The sequence below is a fragment of the Shewanella japonica genome, from assembly GCF_002075795.1.
Lineage (GTDB): Bacteria > Pseudomonadota > Gammaproteobacteria > Enterobacterales > Shewanellaceae > Shewanella > Shewanella japonica.
Map to the genome: position 1 here is coordinate 2,790,980 of NZ_CP020472.1, position 17,877 is coordinate 2,808,856.

Consider the following 17,877-nt stretch of genomic DNA (forward strand, 5'->3'; position numbering starts at 1 on the left):
TCATTTCCCTAATTGGCCTTACAAAACCATCATGTTTTACCCCGTCATTTGCCTGTCACCTGCCATGTATCCGTCATTCAAATCGAGCCTAACGCACTCAAATATCGAGATTTGTCTTGAAGTAAAAAAACAATCATATCTTTAGCTAATTCACAGAACTCTACTAGACTGACTATTGATATGTTAATGAATGAACAAGAAACGGCAGTGAATTGCACACCATAGAATGGATTAAGCTATTGTCAAAATGACACTAAATCCATAGTGACATTGAAGTGCGAATGCTAGTGCAGAGCTGCTAATAACATTTAAGGATGACACAAAGTAAGCACGTCAGCCCATGATGACATTAACGGAGTAATAACCATCATACATTCGGTACTAAAACGGCTATTAACTGATAAGCTTAAAAGACGTTTGTCAGCTTCTACAATTTGTTTAATCACACTATCCATGCTGACGAGTGCTAGCGTGATCGCTGAGCCTTTATCAACACCAGATATTGATGATATTGAATACCCAGTCGATATGCCTCCAAGTGCCGAAGAGATCATGCTTGGCAAGTACCTTTTCTTTGACCCACAGTTATCGGGAAACCACACCATTTCATGTGCAACTTGCCATAACCCTGATAACGGATTTGGTGACGGATTAAAATTAAGTGCAGGTCATGACGGCAAACCATTAACGCGACACACCCCTCCCTTATACAATTTAGCTTGGTCAAGCAGCCTATTTTGGGATGGACGAGCATCATCACTTGAACATCAAGTGCTTATGCCAATTTATAACCCTTCGGAAATGAATTTATCAGAGAAAGTTTTATTAAAAAGAATCGCTAAGAGCCAATTCTATCAATCAAAATTTAAACAGGTTTACCAGCAAACTGACATCACTCCTCATTTAATTAGCCAAGCTTTAGCGGCGTTTATGCGCAACATCATTACCAACAACTCTCCGTTTGATGAATACCTCGCGGGAGCAGAAAACGCACTAAGTCCTCAAGCAAAAAACGGATTAGCTTTATTTGAAGGAAAAGCGAAATGTATTGAGTGCCATGACGGTGCAAATTTTACCGACGACAGTTTTCATAGTTTAGGTATTGCATTTGAGGATAAAGGCAGAGCCAATGTCATTAAAGATAACTCTCTGGCATACCGATTTAAGACACCGACTCTTCGCAATATCACCTTAACCGCGCCTTATATGCATAATGGGTCATTGCCTGATTTAGAGTCCGTAATGACTTTTTATAATGATGGCGGCGGCTCTGGTCCAAATAAAGACAAGCTAATGGAACCATTAAGTCTGTCTCAATCAGAAATTCGTGACTTAATTGCTTTTTTATCAGCCTTAACTGATCCAGTTCTTATCGCGCGTCCGCCAAGCATGACAAAGGCTCAGATATCACCCAATGAGATGCATAAGTGAGAAAACATATGGAAATGAACCCTGCAAAAACGGCAAAGACGAAATGCTTGTTAACTATTCTACTCGCCAATATGCTTGCCTTGCCGGCCGCTTTCGCGACTGAAATTACTGGCACAATATCATTTATAAAAAAGCCGCCAATGGTTGGAATTGTGTATGTGCCATCAAGCCAATCAGACCAATATGCGCCGATTATCGATCAAGTTGATAAACAATTCACTAGCAAGATGGCTGTTGTTAATGCGGGTAACCTAGTGACCTTTAAAAATTCAGATGATGTTGAACACAACGTATTTGCGAATGACACAAGTCAATCCGCAAAATTTGATGTTGGATTAATGTCGCCTGGAGGAGAAAAGAAAATAAAAGTCGATTGGGATAAAAACAGTATCGTGAGAGTTGGCTGTAAAATTCACCCTAAAATGAGAACTTACCTAGCAGCAATAGATACGCCCTTTCATCAAATTCTTGAATTTCAAAAAGGGACACAAGAATATACCTTTAGCATCAAAAATGTGCCAGCAGACTCAAACAAAGTCGTCTTTAGTATTCCCAAATACGACTTACTTACCGTCGAGTTAACATCAGGTTCTATCTGGACAGCTGAGATTACCAAAAAAGGTAAAGTCCGTGGTCTTCTTACCATTAATCAAAAGTAGGCCACCATGAAATCATATCAATTTATAAAGGTTTCCCTAATATTATTGACACTTACCACTTCGACTCGGCTCGCTTCACAAACTGAAATAGCCAACACTCAAGCTTATCAAGTCGATATATTTAACTTCGATCACCAACTCATTCCTGATTCAGAAAATTATCAACAGCAATGGCGGAGACTGACAGGTTTTGAACACTCAGGTTTGCATTGGGAACAGTTCGTAGTGATTTACACTAATCATGGAGAACGTGCTTATCGCAATAACTTTCTAGAATTCAGTGCCTGGTTTGGCGACCCAGAAGATGAAGATAACCAGCCTGAGTATTTCACTTATCCAGTTGGCACCATTTTTATTAAAGAAAATTATCAAATGCTTAATGGCAAACCTGCGGATCCCAAATCCATAACAGTGATGGTTAAGCACCCCCAAGGATACGACGCTGAAGGGGGAAACTGGGAGTACATGCAATTTTCAGTCAATGGGCAACAAATGATCAAAGGGAGCCGTAAAGATAAAATGGTGAAGCAACAATGTGCTGGTTGTCACCAAAACGTTGCAGATAGAGACTTTATATTTTCAAATTTTTACAGTGGCACAAACTAACCCATGATGAATATGTTAACTCGATTTAGTCTCAAACAAAAAGCCATAGCAGCCACAATTGTTCTTGTCTTAGTGCTACTTTCTATCACGTTAGTTTCACTTGTGAGTTTTTCTTCAACCCAAGAAAAACTCACCAAGGTCACATCGCAATATCAACCTAAAATGCTCAGCGCAATGCAATTAACCTCGCATTTTTACCATAGTTTGAGTGTATTAGGGAATTACCTCATTGAGAAAGATGATTACAACATGAACCTATATAGGGAAAAGGTAAATGACATCAATTCCACATTAACTGAACTGGTTAACTTAACAAACTTAAATCCCGAACTGGATGATTCTGAACAACTATTACGAATTAGGCAGTTAGTAGACAAAATCATAACTCATAATTTATCAATGCTAGAGTTAGCTCAAAACAACAATAAAAATATGCCTGCAATTGGGATTGCATCGTCAAAACTTGAGCCTATTGCCATCAATATGAATCAAATCGTTAATGACTTATTACTGGCAACTGCAATTAATGAACAGCAAAGCATCTTACCTTTGATTGAAGACCTTAGGTATAACTGGATTATGCTCGTCAGTGAAGTCAGAAACTACCTTGCCTTTAGGCAATTGCCAACCATAGATGAAATTGCGCTATTTAAAACAGGTGTTAATCAGTCATTTGAAGCATTAGAAAAACGTCGCTATGAAATGGATGACGATCAGCTCGACCTATTGGATGAATTCGAAGCAAATACCGCGGCCTATCAGGCAGCGCTTGTTCAAGCAATTAATATTCATGCAGGCAATAATTGGCGAGCCGATCGTCAATTAATGAAGCAGAACACCACACCAACACTCAAAGAGCTCACAAAAGAATTAGAGGTTCTCGTCACCAAGCAACAACGGCGAATACATGAAAGTAACCTCGCCTTGTCGAAGCAAATTAGTGAAGCGGAAAATACTATTCGTTTCTCAATACAAGTCGCGTTAGCGATTGCACTTTTGGTGATATTCTTATCTTTTAAAAATAAACGCTTATTGAGTGATATCTTAATTCATAAAGAAAGCGAGCGTAAACTGTTCCATAAAGCGCACCATGATACTTTAACAAAACTGGCCAATCGGGCATTTTTTGATGACCGACTATTTAAAATGTTTTTAGATCAAGAAACACGTTCTAATCGCCGCTCAAAAAGAAAAGATAACCTTGATGAAAACAGTCATTTTTTTGGTTTACTGTATATCGACCTTGATGGTTTTAAAGCCGTAAACGACAATGTTGGCCATGATGCGGGTGACTTTATTTTGATTGAAGTAGCAAAAAGAATGAAAAATGTGGTGCGTAATTCAGACATTGTTTGTCGCCTTGGTGGTGATGAATTCGCTGTGTTACTGAATGACATTAATCATATCAATAGTATTGAGAAAATCTCTGAAAACTTATGCAAAACAATCAGTCAACCTTACCACTATAAAGAGCAAGTATTACAAGTCAGTGCCAGTATTGGTTTTTCATATTCTAGACATCCACAATTGCCATTACACAAAAAAGTTAAATTTAGGATGGAAGCAATCATTAAACAAGCTGATACGGCCATGTACCACGCTAAAGAGAATGGCAAAAACCAATACGCACAATTTAAATAAAGCCTGACCTTATGATGTTAAGGTTCAACGAACGAATTTGCTTACGTCAACGGTTCTAGCCGAGGTTACTTCTTCTGGAACTATTCAATAAAATGTAATTTATTAAGGTTATACCTCGTTAATATGACTAAAGAATCAATTTTATTAAATAATCATGAATTTCATTCAAGTTTAGCAAACTATTTTTAAAATCCTCTTGTATCAACGCCAAAAATAAATATGATGAAATTATCTTATTTCATTGAATCTTAGAAAAGTTTCAACCTTGAATAAGTCCATTATCTAATGTGGTTATTGACCACTGAGATAAACGAGTTTGAATTACCGTTCAAACTTAACTTTTAGAACGATTACCGTCGTTGTAACAAGATACTGTTTACCCACAACGGTAACTTAAGAGGATTTAGCAATGGAAAAATTATCCGGCGCAAGTATGATTGTGCGCTCGTTAATCGATGAAGGCGTAAAACACATCTTTGGCTACCCTGGTGGCTCAGTTCTCGATATCTACGATGCACTGCATGAAATTGCAGGTGTCGAACACATCCTTGTAAGACACGAACAAGCCGCTGTACACATGGCTGATGGTTATGCCCGTGCCACGGGTGATGTTGGTGTTGTTCTTGTAACATCTGGTCCGGGGGCAACTAATGCCATTACCGGAATAGCTACTGCCTACATGGACTCCATTCCAATGGTGGTATTATCTGGTCAAGTTCATAGTAACTTGATTGGTAATGATGCATTCCAAGAATGTGACATGATTGGTATCTCACGCCCAATCGTTAAACACAGCTTTTTAGTGAAAGATCCTCAGGAAATCCCTGAGATCATTAAAAAAGCCTTTTATATAGCCTCAACAGGTCGACCAGGTCCTGTGGTGGTCGATTTACCAAAAGACTGCTTAAATCCTGAAATTTTACATGACTATGTTTATCCAGAAAGCATAAACATGCGCTCTTATAGCCCAACAACCTCAGGGCATAAAGGCCAGATCCGCCGTGGCCTACACGCCCTTCTCGCGGCTAAAAAACCCGTATTATATGTTGGCGGCGGCGCAATTATCTCTGAGTGCGACAAGCAAATTCTACAACTTGCTGAACGCCTGAATATTCCTGTTATTAATACCTTAATGGGATTAGGCGCATTTCCTGGGACTCACTCACAATGTTTAGGCATGTTAGGGATGCATGGTCGCTATGAAGCAAACATGGCAATGCATAATAGTGACTTAATATTTGGCATTGGGGTTCGTTTTGATGATCGGACAACCAATAACGTTGAAAAGTATTGCCCTAACGCAAAAATCTTACATATTGATATCGATCCATCATCGATTTCTAAAACAGTGCGTGTCGATATCCCCATTGTTGGTTCTGCTGAAAACATTCTCGACAGTATGCTCAACCTACTTGATGAAACACAAAAATCTAATGACGCAGAAACCATTAACCAATGGTGGGAAGAAATCAATCAGTGGCGTCAACGAGATAGTTTAGCTTATGACAAGTCATCCGATAGAATTAAGCCTCAACAGGTCATTGAAACATTACACAAATTAACTGATGGCGATGCTTACGTCACATCAGATGTCGGCCAGCATCAAATGTTTGCAGCACTCTACTATCCATTTGATAAACCACGTCGTTGGATTAACTCAGGTGGTCTAGGCACCATGGGCTTTGGTTTACCTGCTGCTATGGGCGTTAAAATGGCGATGCCAGATGAAACCGTAGTTTGTGTCACTGGTGATGGCTCAATCCAAATGAACATTCAAGAGCTTTCAACAGCACTTCAATACGATACACCCGTAAAAATCATCAACCTAAATAACCGCTTTTTAGGTATGGTGAAGCAATGGCAAGATATGATTTATTCAGGCCGTCATTCACATTCATACATGGACTCAGTGCCTAACTTCGCCAAGATTGCAGAAGCCTATGGTCATGTAGGTATGACTATTAGCGATCCAAATGAGCTTGAATCAAAATTAGCTGAAGCACTCGCAATGAAAGACAAACTTGTGTTTGTTGATATTAGTGTCGACGAAACAGAGCACGTTTACCCAATGCTAATTCGTGGTGAATCAATGAAAGATATGTGGTTAAGCAAAACGGAGAGAAGCTAATGCGTCGTATTATTTCTGTATTACTTGAAAACCAACCAGGTGCATTGTCTCGTGTGGTTGGCTTATTCTCTCAACGTGGCTACAACATTGAAAGTTTAACCGTGGCGCCGACAGAGGACACCACACTTTCTAGACTGAATATCACAGTCAATGCCGAAGCCAATGTTCATGAGCAAATTGAAAAACAGCTGCATAAGCTCATTGATATATTAAAAGTATCCAACATTACTGAAAATGCGCATATTGAACGTGAGTTAGCATTAGTCAAAGTCAAAGCACAAGGTGAGCTGCGTGAAGAAGTGAAACGCACAGCTGATATCTTCCGCGGACAGATTGTTGATGTAACTTCAAGCTTATATACTATTCAAATGGCGGGTACCAGTGAGAAAATTGATGCTTTTATCAGTGCACTTGCCGAAGTCACTAAAGTCATTGAAGTTTCACGTTCAGGCGTTGTGGGTCTAGCACGCGGTGATAAGGCCATGAAAGCTTAATTGGCATTAGCCCAAAAACTAAAGGAGCCTAGTGCTCCTTTTTTATTTCACCTAATTTTTTACACTGACCTCACTTCACTAGCCTAAGTTTTTCGCACTCTGGTATACTTACCGTCTATTCTTTACTGCAGCAGTCATAAAGTCACTGTTGCGACAGTTAACTGTTGAACATTACCCGAGAAAATACATGCCATTTGCAAAACTGGGATTAAGCGATCCAATCACTAGTGCGTTGAATAAATTAGGCTATACCGAGCCTAGTCCTATTCAAGCTAAAGCCATTCCTGTTGCTCTATCGGGTAAGAATATCATTGCTGCAGCGCAAACAGGCACAGGTAAAACCGCTAGTTTTATTTTACCCATTTTAGAGCGCTTTAAAGCGGGTCAAAAAGTCCGAGGGAAACGAGTTAAAGCTTTGGTACTGGCTCCAACGCGTGAACTTGTTGTGCAAGTTGAGCAAAATATCAAACTGTACAGTCAAAATTTATCCATCAATTCGATGGTGATGTATGGTGGCGTAGACAGTAAACAACAAAAGCAGCGTTTAATTGAAGGTATCGATATCTTAGTCGCCACTCCTGGTCGTTTACTTGATATGTATACCCAACGTGCTGTTAATTTTGATGAGTTAGAAGTTTTAGTCCTAGATGAAGCCGACAGAATGCTTGATATGGGCTTTATTGAAGACATTAACCGCATTATCGAACTTTTACCTGATGACCGCCAAAATATGTTGTTTTCGGCAACGCTTTCTAATCAAGTACGCGCTTTAGCTAAATCGGCGATGAAAAAACCAGTGCAAATATCAGTCGAAGCTGACACAGATGCACAGCCAAAAATCGAGCAATGGTTAACCACGGTTGATAAAGATAAAAAATCAGCATTGTTAAGCCATTTAATTAAAGAAAATGATTGGCAACAAGCCTTAATTTTTATCGAAACTAAACATGGTGCAGCAAAGCTTGTCACTCAACTCGAAAAGCGTGGCATTATTGCTGAATCATTCCATAGCGGTCGTAGCCAGCCAATCCGAGAACAAATTTTAGCGGACTTTAAAGCTGGCAAAATCAGCTATTTAATCGCAACGGGGGTGGCATCTCGAGGCATTGATATTGATGAACTACCGTTAGTGATTAACTACGACCTGCCATTTCCTGCTGACGACTATGTTCATCGCATTGGTCGTACGGGACGTGCTGGCGCAAAAGGCTTGGCTGTTTCTTTAGTCTCAAAGGATGACTTTAAAAATTTATGCGCTATTGAACGTCGTTTAGGCCATATCATCGAGCGTAAAGAAGTAGACGGCTTTGCACCTCGTAAAGAAGTGCCTATTTCAATTTTAGATTTTGTCCCTAAAAATCCTAAAATGCCAAACTCTTCCAAAACTAAGTCAGCAAACGCTGGGGCAAAAACAGAGGATGACAAACCACGCTTGTCACGAGGTAAATCTGATAAGCCCAAGAACAATCATTACAATAAAAATAAAGCAAAGAAATTTAACCAAGAAGACAATAAAAAACCCTACGAGAATTCAAAAAGTAATGCTCGTAAACAGACAAGAGTTGACTCAGCACCTACATCTTCAGTCCCAAATGGCACTGGCGCAGTTAACCCTTGGAAGCAATAAGCACTTCGTTGGTATAGTGGTGTCAATACGATAAAGCCTGCGTTATATTTCGCAGGCTTTTTAGTTGTTGCGATTAAAGCAGCACTCAGACTACTTTTTTATATTAACTCGCCATGGCGGGTTAAGCCGATTTTCTCCAGCCCAGTACAATTTAATTTTATTACCAGACGGGTCAAATAAAATCGCTTCGCGCCACAAATAGCCGGCATCCAAAGGTAGCTGATAAAACTCAATCCCTTTCGTCAATAAATCATTAACCCATTCATTTAACGCTTCATGCTCAAAGTAAATGACACTGGAATTTACCGCATCATCCACTAACTGTGGTTTATCTTGCTTAAAAAGCGAAAATGTTGCGTCGCCGTCTGGACACATAAAACGAGCATAATGATTGCTACTAACAATTTGGATAAAGCCCAGCGTCAGATAAAAATCGCAAGCAAGCGACAAATCATGCACAGGTAAAGTGACTTGGTTTAATCGCATAATGCCTCCATTTATTCGGCTTAGTATTGGTTTCTTTCACTCGGAATATCTGTTGTATATTGAACAAACTCAACTTCATAACCGTTGGGATCGTTATAATAAACACTGTCGTAGTTAGCATCTTTTCCACCAACGATAGCGATTTCAAACCCTGCTTTTTCCATTCTGTTTCGTAAACCTTCGAGATCTGACACCTCATAAGCAAAATGAGCGAGGCCGAGATCATATCCTTCTATTGGCCTCATTGTTCCTTTACCGTTATCGTTAAGTGACAAATAGTTATTATCATCGCCAAAATGAATCCATTTACGCTGCACTCCATGCCACTCGCCCTCACCGCCACCACGAACAGTCCAATGAGGAAAAGCAGCTTGATAAAAAGCCAGCGTCTCAGTTAAGTCATTCACCACTAAATTTAAATGTTCTAATCGCATAGTTTACTCCTTTAATGTTATTAATTAGTTTGTGTACGTTTTTTATTTCACTTCGTTCTACTTGGGTTATTTCAGTGCCATCGTGTTGTGAAACAAAACGCGACTTCTGGCTATCACAGCAGCAATGTCTTGTTGATTGGCTTTTAATGCTGCAGAGCTATCACCTCTAACCAGCACCTGATTGTTATTAGCTCTTTTATTGGCTTTACTTTTTACAACTTGATCCATCATTTGTTGATTGATAATCACCTGAATCATGCTTGGCTCCTTGTCTTGATATAAGGGCTAACTTGCTTGCTATATAAGATGAAGCTACTATAAAACCTCAACCTAAGTTGAGGTAAAGTGATATTTTGAGTTTTCGAAATATATTTTTGAAACCAATTATTAATACGCAAATTTCAATAACTTAAGAATAATTAAGAAATTAATAGCGAAGAGTTTGTAAAAGATATAAGGGATAACAGATGCTCAATGAAATGGATTTAAGTGTTGGTCAAGTAGCTAAGCGTTGTGGTGTTAGGGTATCTAGCCTGCACTTTTACGAAAAAAAAGGTTTGATTAAAAGCCTACGTAATCAAGGAAACCAGCGCCGATACCATCGAGACGTGATCAGAAGAATATCAGTGATTAAAGCAGCACAAAAAATGGGGGTGAGTTTACAAGAAATTAAACATGCATTTAGTTATTTACCCAATGAACGGACACCGAATAAAGATGATTGGGCTAAATTGTCTGAGTCATGGCACAAGCAGTTAACTCAACGGATTCATTATTTGACCGATTTAAGGGACTCTCTAAATGCTTGTATCGGTTGTGGTTGTCTATCTATGAAGTCTTGCCCTATTTACAACCCTGAAGACAATTTGGGTATTGACGGTGTTGGTTCTGTCATTCTTGATAAAGCCTTTAATGATGATTAACAGTCTGTAAATTTAAAACTCGACCTATAACGTAAAAAGCCCAACAAGGAAATAAATTCTTGTTGGGCAAAATAATCAGGGAAGATGAAACTTGCGCATAAGTGCAATAGGGGAAAACTTATGCGCTAGGTTGTTGAAGTTTACTCACTATCAATAGTATTGTTTGCTGTGTTGATTTTAATCTTACGCGCTTTTAACGCTTCAGGTATTTCTCTTACTAAATCAATATTCAACAAACCATTTTCTAAATCTGCACCAACAACATTTACATGATCTGCAAGCTGGAAAGTGCGCTCAAAGCCACGCTCTGCAATACCTTGGTGTAAATATTTTCGTTCGTCATTGACGTTAGCAACCTTGTTGCCCTTAACCAATAACTTGTCACCTTCACTTGTAATATCAAGCTCTTGCATACTAAAGCCAGCAACAGCCATCGTGATACGGTAACGGTTTTCACCGAGCAATTCGATGTTGTAAGGAGGGTAACCAGTGTTACCATTTTGCACTGCAGCGTGCTCAGCCATTTTAGCTAAACGATCAAAACCAATCGCACTGCGGTATAGAGGAGTTAAATCGGGAGTTACATTAAATTTACGCATGTTCATATCCTTGTCTAAAGCAATATGTGAAAAAAATATGCCATTATTGGCGTTTATCATTACCCTTGCGGCGTAATGGCAGTTAGTACCTCTATTGAGCGTGCCTAACTTATAACTAGATATGAGAACGTTATTTTTGTTTTCAAGTAAACTTGATAAATTAATTTCATTTTTATTTTATAAATAAATTTTAATCACTAAGATTCAACAACTTAAAAATTAATTTATTTAATAAAAAAAGGCAACCTTACGGTTGCCTTTAACTATATTGAGTATTGCAGCGTCATTTTACAGCCATCATTAGGGGCTTATAAAGGTTAGTATTAATAAATACTGCACCCTAAACTGCTCTTAGACTGAACAAACTTAACTTCACCATTTGGCTCATAATCTTCAATATTAATTTGCTGTTGCGTCTTAATATAATCATAAAGCTCAATAGCATCCACATAGCCTGCTTCTAAAATATTAATCTTAGGATAGTTATCACCGCCTGCGGCGCTAAAGCTTGGGATCGAGAAGGTATAAGTTTCGTTAATATCAAAAGGCTTGTTGTTTATGCTATGGATCTCAACATCTTGATCGCGACATTTCACTGTCATATCAATACCATAAAACTGTGCATAAGCGCCGCTAGTACGCGTATTGGACGCTACTTTTGATAAGTATTTAACCAGCTTTTCACCGGTCATTTCAGCAAAACCTATGGTATTTGAAAAAGGTTGTACCGTTAATACATCACGATATGCGACCTCACCTGCTTGAATGGATGCCCTTACACCACCTGAATTCATAATGCCAAAATCAGCACGCACTTTTTCACTGTGCACTTTTGCAATCAAACGACCAAGGTTGGTTTGCTGAGAACGTACGACTTTACGCTCACCTTGCAATAAACCATTTACGCGACCAATAACAACATCGAGTTCAGCACTGCCTTTATCTTGGTAAGGTTTAAGCACAGCTTCAACTTCCGCATTTCGTTCAATTGGCTCAGCAACTGGCCAAGCTAACTTTTTACCAAAAGCCATACGCTTAAGGTTAATAGGAATTAATTGATAGTCGACTAAATAAAGTTTGTCATTAATGTACTCAAAATCTGCACGGCCTACATAACGTCCCCATTCGTGAGCTTGCATTATATACGTGCCATTTTGCTTATCTGGGCGACATGAGTCCCCCGGCATAAAGCGTTTATCATACTCACTGTTGCGACCACTCATACACACAGGGTTTTGGGAGTGTCCACCGATAATCGCATCAAGCATGCCTTCTTCAAGCTCACGAGCCATAGTGACATCACCTGGTGCATTACTACCAAATTCGCCATTTTCATAATGGCCCATGTGCGTTGCAGCAAACACAAGATCGACTTTTTCATTTGCCTTTATTTGTGGAATAAGCTGCTTCATTTCTGCAATAGGATTAGTGAAGGTCAGCGTTTCGGTATGTAAAGGATTGGTCAACTTGGGGGTATCATCTGTCGTCAGACCCACTACCGCAATATTCAAATCCCCCAAGGTAAACATCTTGTAAGGCTCAAAATATCGCTCTTGAGTATCTTTATGATAAATATTTGCCGCTAACATTGGAAAGTTGGCCAGCTTTGCTTGCTCATCTAAAACAGATAAAGGGTTATCAAATTCATGGTTACCAACGGCCATGGCATCGTAACCAATCATGTTCATACCAATAAAATCAGGTACTGCTTTTTGTAAATCAGATTCTGGTACACCGGTGTTAATATCACCGCCTGATAACACCAGTGTATGACCACCTTGCGCAGCCACTTCTTTACGAATACCGTCAATCACAGTAAATCGCGCAGCCATTCCTGCTTCGCCCGCTTTATTGTGCCAAAAGCGTCCGTGATTATCATTGGTATGTAGTACAGTAAATTTAGTACAGTTGTTATCGTCACATTGTGGCCGTTGTTCACAGCCCGATAAAGCCACCAACCCACTCGTGGCAATAAGTAACGGCAGTATTGTCTTACTCATTTTGGTTTTCAAAGTGGAAGCCAAAAACGTCGGAATCGTTTTTTTCATTATTTTATCCGTAAAGAGTCAGGTCTTTAGCACTAAAAAGCGCAATCGTTTAAACCTTGGTATTAACAGTAAACGTATATTGATTACAAAATTCGCAGAATATAATAACAAATTACCATCAATTCATGTCAGTTTTTTTAAATCAAAACCTTAAATAACAAATATTTAGTTATATATTTTGAAGTAGATTATCTTTATTTAAGAACAACAATTAAAGTGACTATTACCCATTAAAAATAAAAAAAGCTTAAGCTAGCCAACTTATTTAAGTCGCTTCACTTAAGCCTTTTATTTAACGCTATTTATTACTCTAACTGATACTTCCACCACAACAGACGCATTATCTTTTTACTGAAACAACTAGTTAATTAGTCGCCCTGTGATCCATTGGCCGATTTCAGTTAATTGTTCAGGAATAACACTGTGCGGCATAGGGAACGTTTTCCAAGTCGACGCATAACCGGCTTTATTTAACGCATCATAGGCCATCTTACCTGCAAACAAAGGGACGACCTCATCTTGCTCACCATGGTGTTGTAATAAAGGGGTTTGGCTATTTGATGGATGTAAACCTTCAGGTAACGCCTCGCCAGCAGGCAAATAACAAGACAGCGCCATAATGCCAGCTAATGTATGCTCAAAACGCAAACCAGTAAATAAACTCATCACGCCACCTTGGCTAAAGCCAGCCAAAACAATATTTTCAGCAGCAATACCCGACTCAATTTGTTCATTAATCAGCGCTTTAACCGATTTTTCTGATGCTAATACACCGTTAATATCTGCACGATCATGTAAGTCCATACTTTTAATGTCATACCATGAGCGCATGATGTAACCACCGTTAATAGTTACGGGTTGTTCCGGAGCATGAGGAAAAACAAATCGAATGCTGTGATCTTGTGGTAACCCCAATAAAGGCACCACTGGTGCAAAGCCAGCTCCCGAATCACCTAAGCCATGTAACCAAATGACACAAGCAGTGGCTGCAGTAGTAGGTTCAACAGTAATACGTTCAAGTGCAGTAGTTGCAGACGACATGATTTATTCCCTTTTAATTTTTTGCGGCTATCTTAACTTAAACAATCTAGTCCGTTAACCGAAAACTTAAGAATGAAAAACAAAAAAGGTAGCCTAAGCTACCTTTTTGATTAACTGCGTTTCTTTAAATAAAGGGCTGCTATCAACACCTATTATTCAGCACAGCTTTTAACTAGCGTACCATCACGGTAAAAGTTTAATTGACCTTCTACTGGCGCATAATCTTCTGCTGATATCTCAGGGTTAGCTACAAAGTACTCACGGAATACTGCAGCATCGGTTAACTGAGTATCAATGTAGTTAGGGTGTTGATTGATGATTGGGTAATCATCACCACCAGCAGCACTGAAATGAATCACAGAGAATGTATAGTTTTCTTGTTCATCAAATGCACGGCCACCTAATGAAGCGATATCAACAGTACCTTCTGTACATTGAACATCCATAGCAACATTGTTCAATTGTGGGTAACCACCACCAGTTTTAACTGCTACGTTAGCTAAGTAATCTTTTACTTCGCTACCTGTCATTGTCACGTAAGCGACAAAGTTACCAAATGGTTGTACAGTTAATACGTCACGGTAAGAGATATCACCTTCAGCAATTGATGCGCGAATACCACCTGAATTCATCACACCAAAATCAGCTGTAACATTGAAGTTATTCGTCACAAATTCTGAGTAAGCCGTAGTGAGTAAGTTACCTAAGTTAGTTTGCTCAACACGCACCACTTCACGGTCGCCTTCTAACTTACCGTCAGTGTATGAAATCACGACATCAAGTAACTCTTGGCCACGTTCTTGATATGGTTTTAGCATATCGTAAACCGTTTGATCTTTCTCGATTTCTTCAGTGATAAAGACTAACTCACCGTTATCATCTTCTTCTTTCAAGTTAATTGGTATCAATGAGTAGTTGGCTAACGTTAGCTCACCGTCCATGTATTCAAAGTCAGCGCGGCCTACGTATTTACCCCACTCATGCGCTTGCATGATGTAAGTGCCGTTTTGCTGATCAGGTTTACATTCATCACCTGGTGCAAAATCTGCGTACTCATCCCCTTCCATACATACTGGATTTTGAGAGTGACCACCGATAATCGCATGCAACTGCCCTTCTTCTACTGAGCGAGCTAGCATCACATCGCCTGGTGCCTCTGTACCGTGGTTGCCATCAGCATAGTGACCCATGTGTGTTACAGCGAACACCATGTCGACTTCTTCGTTAGCTTCAATTTCAGCTAAGACTTTTGGTAGCTCAACTTGAGGATCTGTGAACGTTAGATCTTCAACGTTTTCAGGATTCACGATTTTAGGCGTATCTACAGTCGTAAAACCGATAATCGCAACTTTAAGGCCATTGATATCGAATACACGGTAAGGTTCAAAGTAACGCTCATCCGCATTTTTATCGTAAATGTTAGCCGCAAGCATTGGGAAGTTTGCTAAAGTAGATTGCATATCCAAAGTACTTAGCGGGTTATCAAACTCATGGTTGCCGACCGCCATTGCGTCATAACCGAGTAAGTTCATCCCTACAAAGTCAGGAATCGCTTCTTGCATATCAGACTCTGGTACACCAGTGTTGATGTCACCACCTGATAATAAAATCGTTTCATCACCACGGCCTTCTACCTCTGCACGAATTTGGTCAATCACCGTTTTACGTGCTGCCATGCCATATTCGCCGTCGCTGTTTTCCCAAAAGCGACCATGGTTGTCGTTGGTATGAATAACCGTAAAGCTAGTACAAGCATCACCCGCTGCTTCACATGCTGTTTGGTCTTTATCGTCGTCGCTACTACAACCTGATAAGGCAGCAATCACTGCTGTTGCCACTAATCCTTTGTATAACGTGTTTTTCATGATCTAACCCCTAATCAATATATTGTTATATTTACGAGCTACCCAGCTCTGATTGAATGGTATCAAACACTGACAAAGTAATATGTCATCCACATGACAAAACGTGACATTTAACTCAATAATAACAATATCTTACAAAGGGCATTACATCGAACTTAGCAACAATAACAATGCCGTAAATAAAAACCAGTTCCGAATTAAGAACATTGAAAAAACAAACCCGATAAACTGCTAATTTCATGAAGGTTTATACAAAACATCTGCTTGGTTCAATTATGCATAAACAAAAACGCACGCTCCAATGACCAATTAAACGTCAAAATTAGCAGATTGACATTTCAGTAAATTACGATAGCAATGGAACCGATTAACTTAACCCTTCTACAAAATCGATAGATAGGGTTATATTTTTGCGCTTATGCTCTACTTAATCGACCATTATACTCAATGATTCACTATCAATCTTAGGTGCGTAATATGGGGTTACTACAAAACGGTCAATGGGTCGATCAATGGTATGAAACTAAAGAAAACGGTGGAACATTTGTCAGAGAAGACGCCCAACTTAGAAACTGGATCACTCAAGATGGTTCGGCTGGCCCCACTGGTGAAGCAGGGTTTAAAGCGGAATCAAATCGTTACCATTTATACGTATCCCTTGCCTGTCCGTGGGCTCATCGCACCTTAATTTTTCTGCAATTAAAGCAATTGACAGACCATATCAGCGTTTCAGTGGTCGAGCCTCACATGCTCAGTAACGGATGGGAGTTTAGCGGCAAAAACCAATCACCTGAGGCAAAAAGCATTAGTGGTGCAGCTTCTGTCCCATTAATGCAAAAAGACTATTTATATCAAGTTTATCAAGAAGCTAAGCCCTATTATAACGGGCGTGTCACAGTGCCGCTGCTTTGGGATAAAAAACATAAAACCATTGTCAGTAATGAATCGTCTGAAATTATTCGTATGTTTAACAGTGCGTTTAATTTGATAACTGGTAATCAAGAAGACTATTACCCGCAGCGATTACGTAGTGAAATCGATACTATTAATGAACTGGTTTATCACAAGATTAACAATGGCGTTTATCGAGCAGGTTTTGCCACGACACAGCAAGCGTATCATGATGCCGTGTTCCCGCTGTTTGATGCTTTAGACACGTTAGAGAAACGCCTTACGACACAACGCTATTTGACTGGTTCAACAATCACCGAAGCAGACTGGCGACTATTCACTACCTTGATCCGTTTTGATAGTGTCTATGTCGGTCATTTTAAAACCAATTTGCGTACTATTGAATCCTACCCACAATTATCAGGATATTTACGAGACTTATACCAACAACCTGGTATTGCAGCAACCGTCAATCAAGAACATATAAAGCAGCACTATTACTATAGCCACCAGCATATTAATCCCACCCAAGTTGTGCCAGCAGGGCCTATCATTGACTATATGACGCCACATTTTCGTGATGAGTTAAATAATAGGCTAGAAAATAAGCGATAAAAACTGCAGCAACCGAGTTGCTGCTTATGGGTTTATCTCGTCGATTAAATGATTAAAAACCACTTATTCAGAAACAATAGATTCAGGGATTTTTATTCAGGAGCTATGCCCAGAACTTCAATGGCTTCGTAAAACTGCTGATTATTATCAAGCTGTATACTCCAGCGCACAGCGCCAGCATCAGCGATAATAAGTAAACGTTCAGCAATGCATTTGATGTCATCAATCATAGCGGTCAATACGACCTTGCTGACATTTAAACGACATTGTATTTCAAATGGGGTGACGACTAATTTACCTTGAGAAAACTCAATAATCATTTATACAATCCAATCTCTACCAGCACAATACTGGAAATAAAAATCCCAAGTGATTAACTCACTTGGGAT

The 17,877-nt window shown here is 39.4% G+C and carries 18 protein-coding genes; 9 read left to right on the plus strand and 9 right to left on the minus strand.

Annotated features, from left to right (window positions below):
- Nucleotides 1–308 precede the first annotated feature (308 nt).
- A complete protein-coding gene (locus SJ2017_RS21465) occupies nucleotides 309–455 on the minus strand; it encodes a hypothetical protein (protein WP_156003252.1) in 147 nt (48 codons plus the stop codon).
- Here SJ2017_RS21465 and SJ2017_RS11895 point away from each other — a divergent pair.
- From SJ2017_RS11895 to SJ2017_RS11925, 7 genes are all read left to right on the plus strand, one after another.
- Complete coding sequence (locus SJ2017_RS11895) at nucleotides 454–1,431, plus strand: cytochrome-c peroxidase (protein WP_080915903.1); 978 nt, start codon at nucleotides 454–456, stop codon at nucleotides 1,429–1,431. The genes SJ2017_RS21465 and SJ2017_RS11895 overlap by 2 nt on opposite strands.
- Nucleotides 1,428–2,090 (plus strand): cupredoxin domain-containing protein, encoded by a 663-nt coding sequence (locus SJ2017_RS11900; protein WP_080915904.1) that lies wholly within the window; start codon nucleotides 1,428–1,430, stop codon nucleotides 2,088–2,090. The genes SJ2017_RS11895 and SJ2017_RS11900 overlap by 4 nt, the downstream gene beginning before the upstream one ends.
- A 45-nt stretch (nucleotides 2,091–2,135) precedes the next feature.
- The gene (locus SJ2017_RS11905) at nucleotides 2,136–2,696 is read left to right on the plus strand and encodes a cytochrome P460 family protein (RefSeq protein WP_167692917.1); all 561 of its coding nucleotides are present in this window, start codon (nucleotides 2,136–2,138) and stop codon (nucleotides 2,694–2,696) included.
- A gap of 3 nt (nucleotides 2,697–2,699) precedes the next feature.
- On the plus strand, nucleotides 2,700–4,337 hold the full coding sequence (locus SJ2017_RS11910; RefSeq protein WP_080915906.1) for a GGDEF domain-containing protein: 1,638 nt from the start codon (nucleotides 2,700–2,702) through the stop codon (nucleotides 4,335–4,337).
- A 409-nt stretch (nucleotides 4,338–4,746) separates the two neighbouring features.
- Nucleotides 4,747–6,465, plus strand: coding sequence for an acetolactate synthase 3 large subunit (locus tag SJ2017_RS11915; RefSeq protein ID WP_080915907.1), 1,719 nt, complete (start codon nucleotides 4,747–4,749; stop codon nucleotides 6,463–6,465).
- Entirely contained in the window at nucleotides 6,465–6,959 is a 495-nt protein-coding gene (ilvN, locus tag SJ2017_RS11920; protein WP_055023273.1) for an acetolactate synthase small subunit, read from the plus strand. The genes SJ2017_RS11915 and ilvN overlap by 1 nt, the downstream gene beginning before the upstream one ends.
- A gap of 187 nt (nucleotides 6,960–7,146) precedes the next feature.
- Entirely contained in the window at nucleotides 7,147–8,586 is a 1,440-nt protein-coding gene (locus SJ2017_RS11925; protein WP_080915908.1) for a DEAD/DEAH box helicase, read from the plus strand.
- A 90-nt stretch (nucleotides 8,587–8,676) separates the two neighbouring features.
- Here the strand turns inward: SJ2017_RS11925 and SJ2017_RS11930 are convergent, their stop codons facing one another.
- From SJ2017_RS11930 to SJ2017_RS11940, 3 genes are all read right to left on the minus strand, one after another.
- On the minus strand, nucleotides 8,677–9,072 hold the full coding sequence (locus tag SJ2017_RS11930; protein ID WP_080915909.1) for a VOC family protein: 396 nt from the start codon (nucleotides 9,070–9,072) through the stop codon (nucleotides 8,677–8,679).
- A gap of 20 nt (nucleotides 9,073–9,092) precedes the next feature.
- The gene (locus SJ2017_RS11935) at nucleotides 9,093–9,506 is read right to left on the minus strand and encodes a VOC family protein (RefSeq protein WP_055023276.1); all 414 of its coding nucleotides are present in this window, start codon (nucleotides 9,504–9,506) and stop codon (nucleotides 9,093–9,095) included.
- 66 nt (nucleotides 9,507–9,572) lie between these two features.
- Nucleotides 9,573–9,764 carry a hypothetical protein gene (locus tag SJ2017_RS11940; protein WP_080915910.1) on the minus strand — a complete coding sequence of 64 codons (192 nt, stop codon included), beginning with the start codon at nucleotides 9,762–9,764 and terminating at the stop codon, nucleotides 9,573–9,575.
- A 209-nt stretch (nucleotides 9,765–9,973) separates the two neighbouring features.
- Here SJ2017_RS11940 and soxR point away from each other — a divergent pair, with 209 nt between their 5' ends.
- On the plus strand, nucleotides 9,974–10,429 hold the full coding sequence (gene soxR, locus SJ2017_RS11945) for a redox-sensitive transcriptional activator SoxR (RefSeq protein ID WP_055023278.1): 456 nt from the start codon (nucleotides 9,974–9,976) through the stop codon (nucleotides 10,427–10,429).
- 140 nt (nucleotides 10,430–10,569) lie between these two features.
- Here the strand turns inward: soxR and SJ2017_RS11950 are convergent, their stop codons facing one another.
- The 4 genes from SJ2017_RS11950 to ushA (SJ2017_RS11965) form a co-directional block, all read right to left on the minus strand.
- A complete protein-coding gene (locus tag SJ2017_RS11950; protein WP_055023279.1) occupies nucleotides 10,570–11,028 on the minus strand; it encodes an Hsp20 family protein in 459 nt (152 codons plus the stop codon).
- Nucleotides 11,029–11,351: 323 nt separating this feature from the next.
- Entirely contained in the window at nucleotides 11,352–13,028 is a 1,677-nt protein-coding gene (gene ushA, locus SJ2017_RS11955) for a bifunctional UDP-sugar hydrolase/5'-nucleotidase UshA (RefSeq protein ID WP_080917470.1), read from the minus strand.
- A 408-nt stretch (nucleotides 13,029–13,436) separates the two neighbouring features.
- On the minus strand, nucleotides 13,437–14,117 hold the full coding sequence (locus SJ2017_RS11960) for an alpha/beta hydrolase (protein ID WP_055023280.1): 681 nt from the start codon (nucleotides 14,115–14,117) through the stop codon (nucleotides 13,437–13,439).
- A gap of 152 nt (nucleotides 14,118–14,269) precedes the next feature.
- The gene (gene ushA, locus SJ2017_RS11965; RefSeq protein ID WP_055023281.1) at nucleotides 14,270–15,982 is read right to left on the minus strand and encodes a bifunctional UDP-sugar hydrolase/5'-nucleotidase UshA; all 1,713 of its coding nucleotides are present in this window, start codon (nucleotides 15,980–15,982) and stop codon (nucleotides 14,270–14,272) included.
- Between the two features lie 477 nt (nucleotides 15,983–16,459).
- On the opposite strand from ushA (SJ2017_RS11965), the gene SJ2017_RS11970 reads away from it, so the two are divergent.
- On the plus strand, nucleotides 16,460–17,488 hold the full coding sequence (locus SJ2017_RS11970; RefSeq protein ID WP_080915911.1) for a glutathione S-transferase family protein: 1,029 nt from the start codon (nucleotides 16,460–16,462) through the stop codon (nucleotides 17,486–17,488).
- A gap of 92 nt (nucleotides 17,489–17,580) precedes the next feature.
- On the opposite strand, the gene SJ2017_RS11975 is transcribed toward SJ2017_RS11970, so the two are convergent.
- Nucleotides 17,581–17,808, minus strand: a complete 228-nt coding sequence (locus tag SJ2017_RS11975; RefSeq protein ID WP_080915912.1) for a DUF3389 family protein — start codon at nucleotides 17,806–17,808, stop codon at nucleotides 17,581–17,583.
- Nucleotides 17,809–17,877 lie beyond the last annotated feature (69 nt).

What these genes read in the sequence shown, in the direction of transcription:
- SJ2017_RS11915 (WP_080915907.1), top strand. Translation starts at nt 4,747, where the DNA reads ATGGAAAAATTATCCGGCGCAAGTATGATTGTGCGCTCGTTAATCGAT.
- SJ2017_RS11950 (WP_055023279.1), bottom strand. Translation starts at nt 11,028, where the DNA reads ATGCGTAAATTTAATGTAACTCCCGATTTAACTCCTCTATACCGCAGT.
- SJ2017_RS11960 (WP_055023280.1), bottom strand. Translation starts at nt 14,117, where the DNA reads ATGTCGTCTGCAACTACTGCACTTGAACGTATTACTGTTGAACCTACT.
- SJ2017_RS11910 (WP_080915906.1), top strand. Translation starts at nt 2,700, where the DNA reads ATGATGAATATGTTAACTCGATTTAGTCTCAAACAAAAAGCCATAGCA.
- SJ2017_RS11940 (WP_080915910.1), bottom strand. Translation starts at nt 9,764, where the DNA reads ATGATTCAGGTGATTATCAATCAACAAATGATGGATCAAGTTGTAAAA.
- ilvN (WP_055023273.1), top strand. Translation starts at nt 6,465, where the DNA reads ATGCGTCGTATTATTTCTGTATTACTTGAAAACCAACCAGGTGCATTG.
- SJ2017_RS11895 (WP_080915903.1), top strand. Translation starts at nt 454, where the DNA reads ATGCTGACGAGTGCTAGCGTGATCGCTGAGCCTTTATCAACACCAGAT.
- SJ2017_RS11925 (WP_080915908.1), top strand. Translation starts at nt 7,147, where the DNA reads ATGCCATTTGCAAAACTGGGATTAAGCGATCCAATCACTAGTGCGTTG.
- soxR (WP_055023278.1), top strand. Translation starts at nt 9,974, where the DNA reads ATGCTCAATGAAATGGATTTAAGTGTTGGTCAAGTAGCTAAGCGTTGT.
- SJ2017_RS11935 (WP_055023276.1), bottom strand. Translation starts at nt 9,506, where the DNA reads ATGCGATTAGAACATTTAAATTTAGTGGTGAATGACTTAACTGAGACG.
- SJ2017_RS11970 (WP_080915911.1), top strand. Translation starts at nt 16,460, where the DNA reads ATGGGGTTACTACAAAACGGTCAATGGGTCGATCAATGGTATGAAACT.
- ushA (WP_080917470.1), bottom strand. Translation starts at nt 13,028, where the DNA reads ATGAGTAAGACAATACTGCCGTTACTTATTGCCACGAGTGGGTTGGTG.
- SJ2017_RS11975 (WP_080915912.1), bottom strand. Translation starts at nt 17,808, where the DNA reads ATGATTATTGAGTTTTCTCAAGGTAAATTAGTCGTCACCCCATTTGAA.
- SJ2017_RS21465 (WP_156003252.1), bottom strand. Translation starts at nt 455, where the DNA reads ATGGATAGTGTGATTAAACAAATTGTAGAAGCTGACAAACGTCTTTTA.
- ushA (WP_055023281.1), bottom strand. Translation starts at nt 15,982, where the DNA reads ATGAAAAACACGTTATACAAAGGATTAGTGGCAACAGCAGTGATTGCT.
- SJ2017_RS11930 (WP_080915909.1), bottom strand. Translation starts at nt 9,072, where the DNA reads ATGCGATTAAACCAAGTCACTTTACCTGTGCATGATTTGTCGCTTGCT.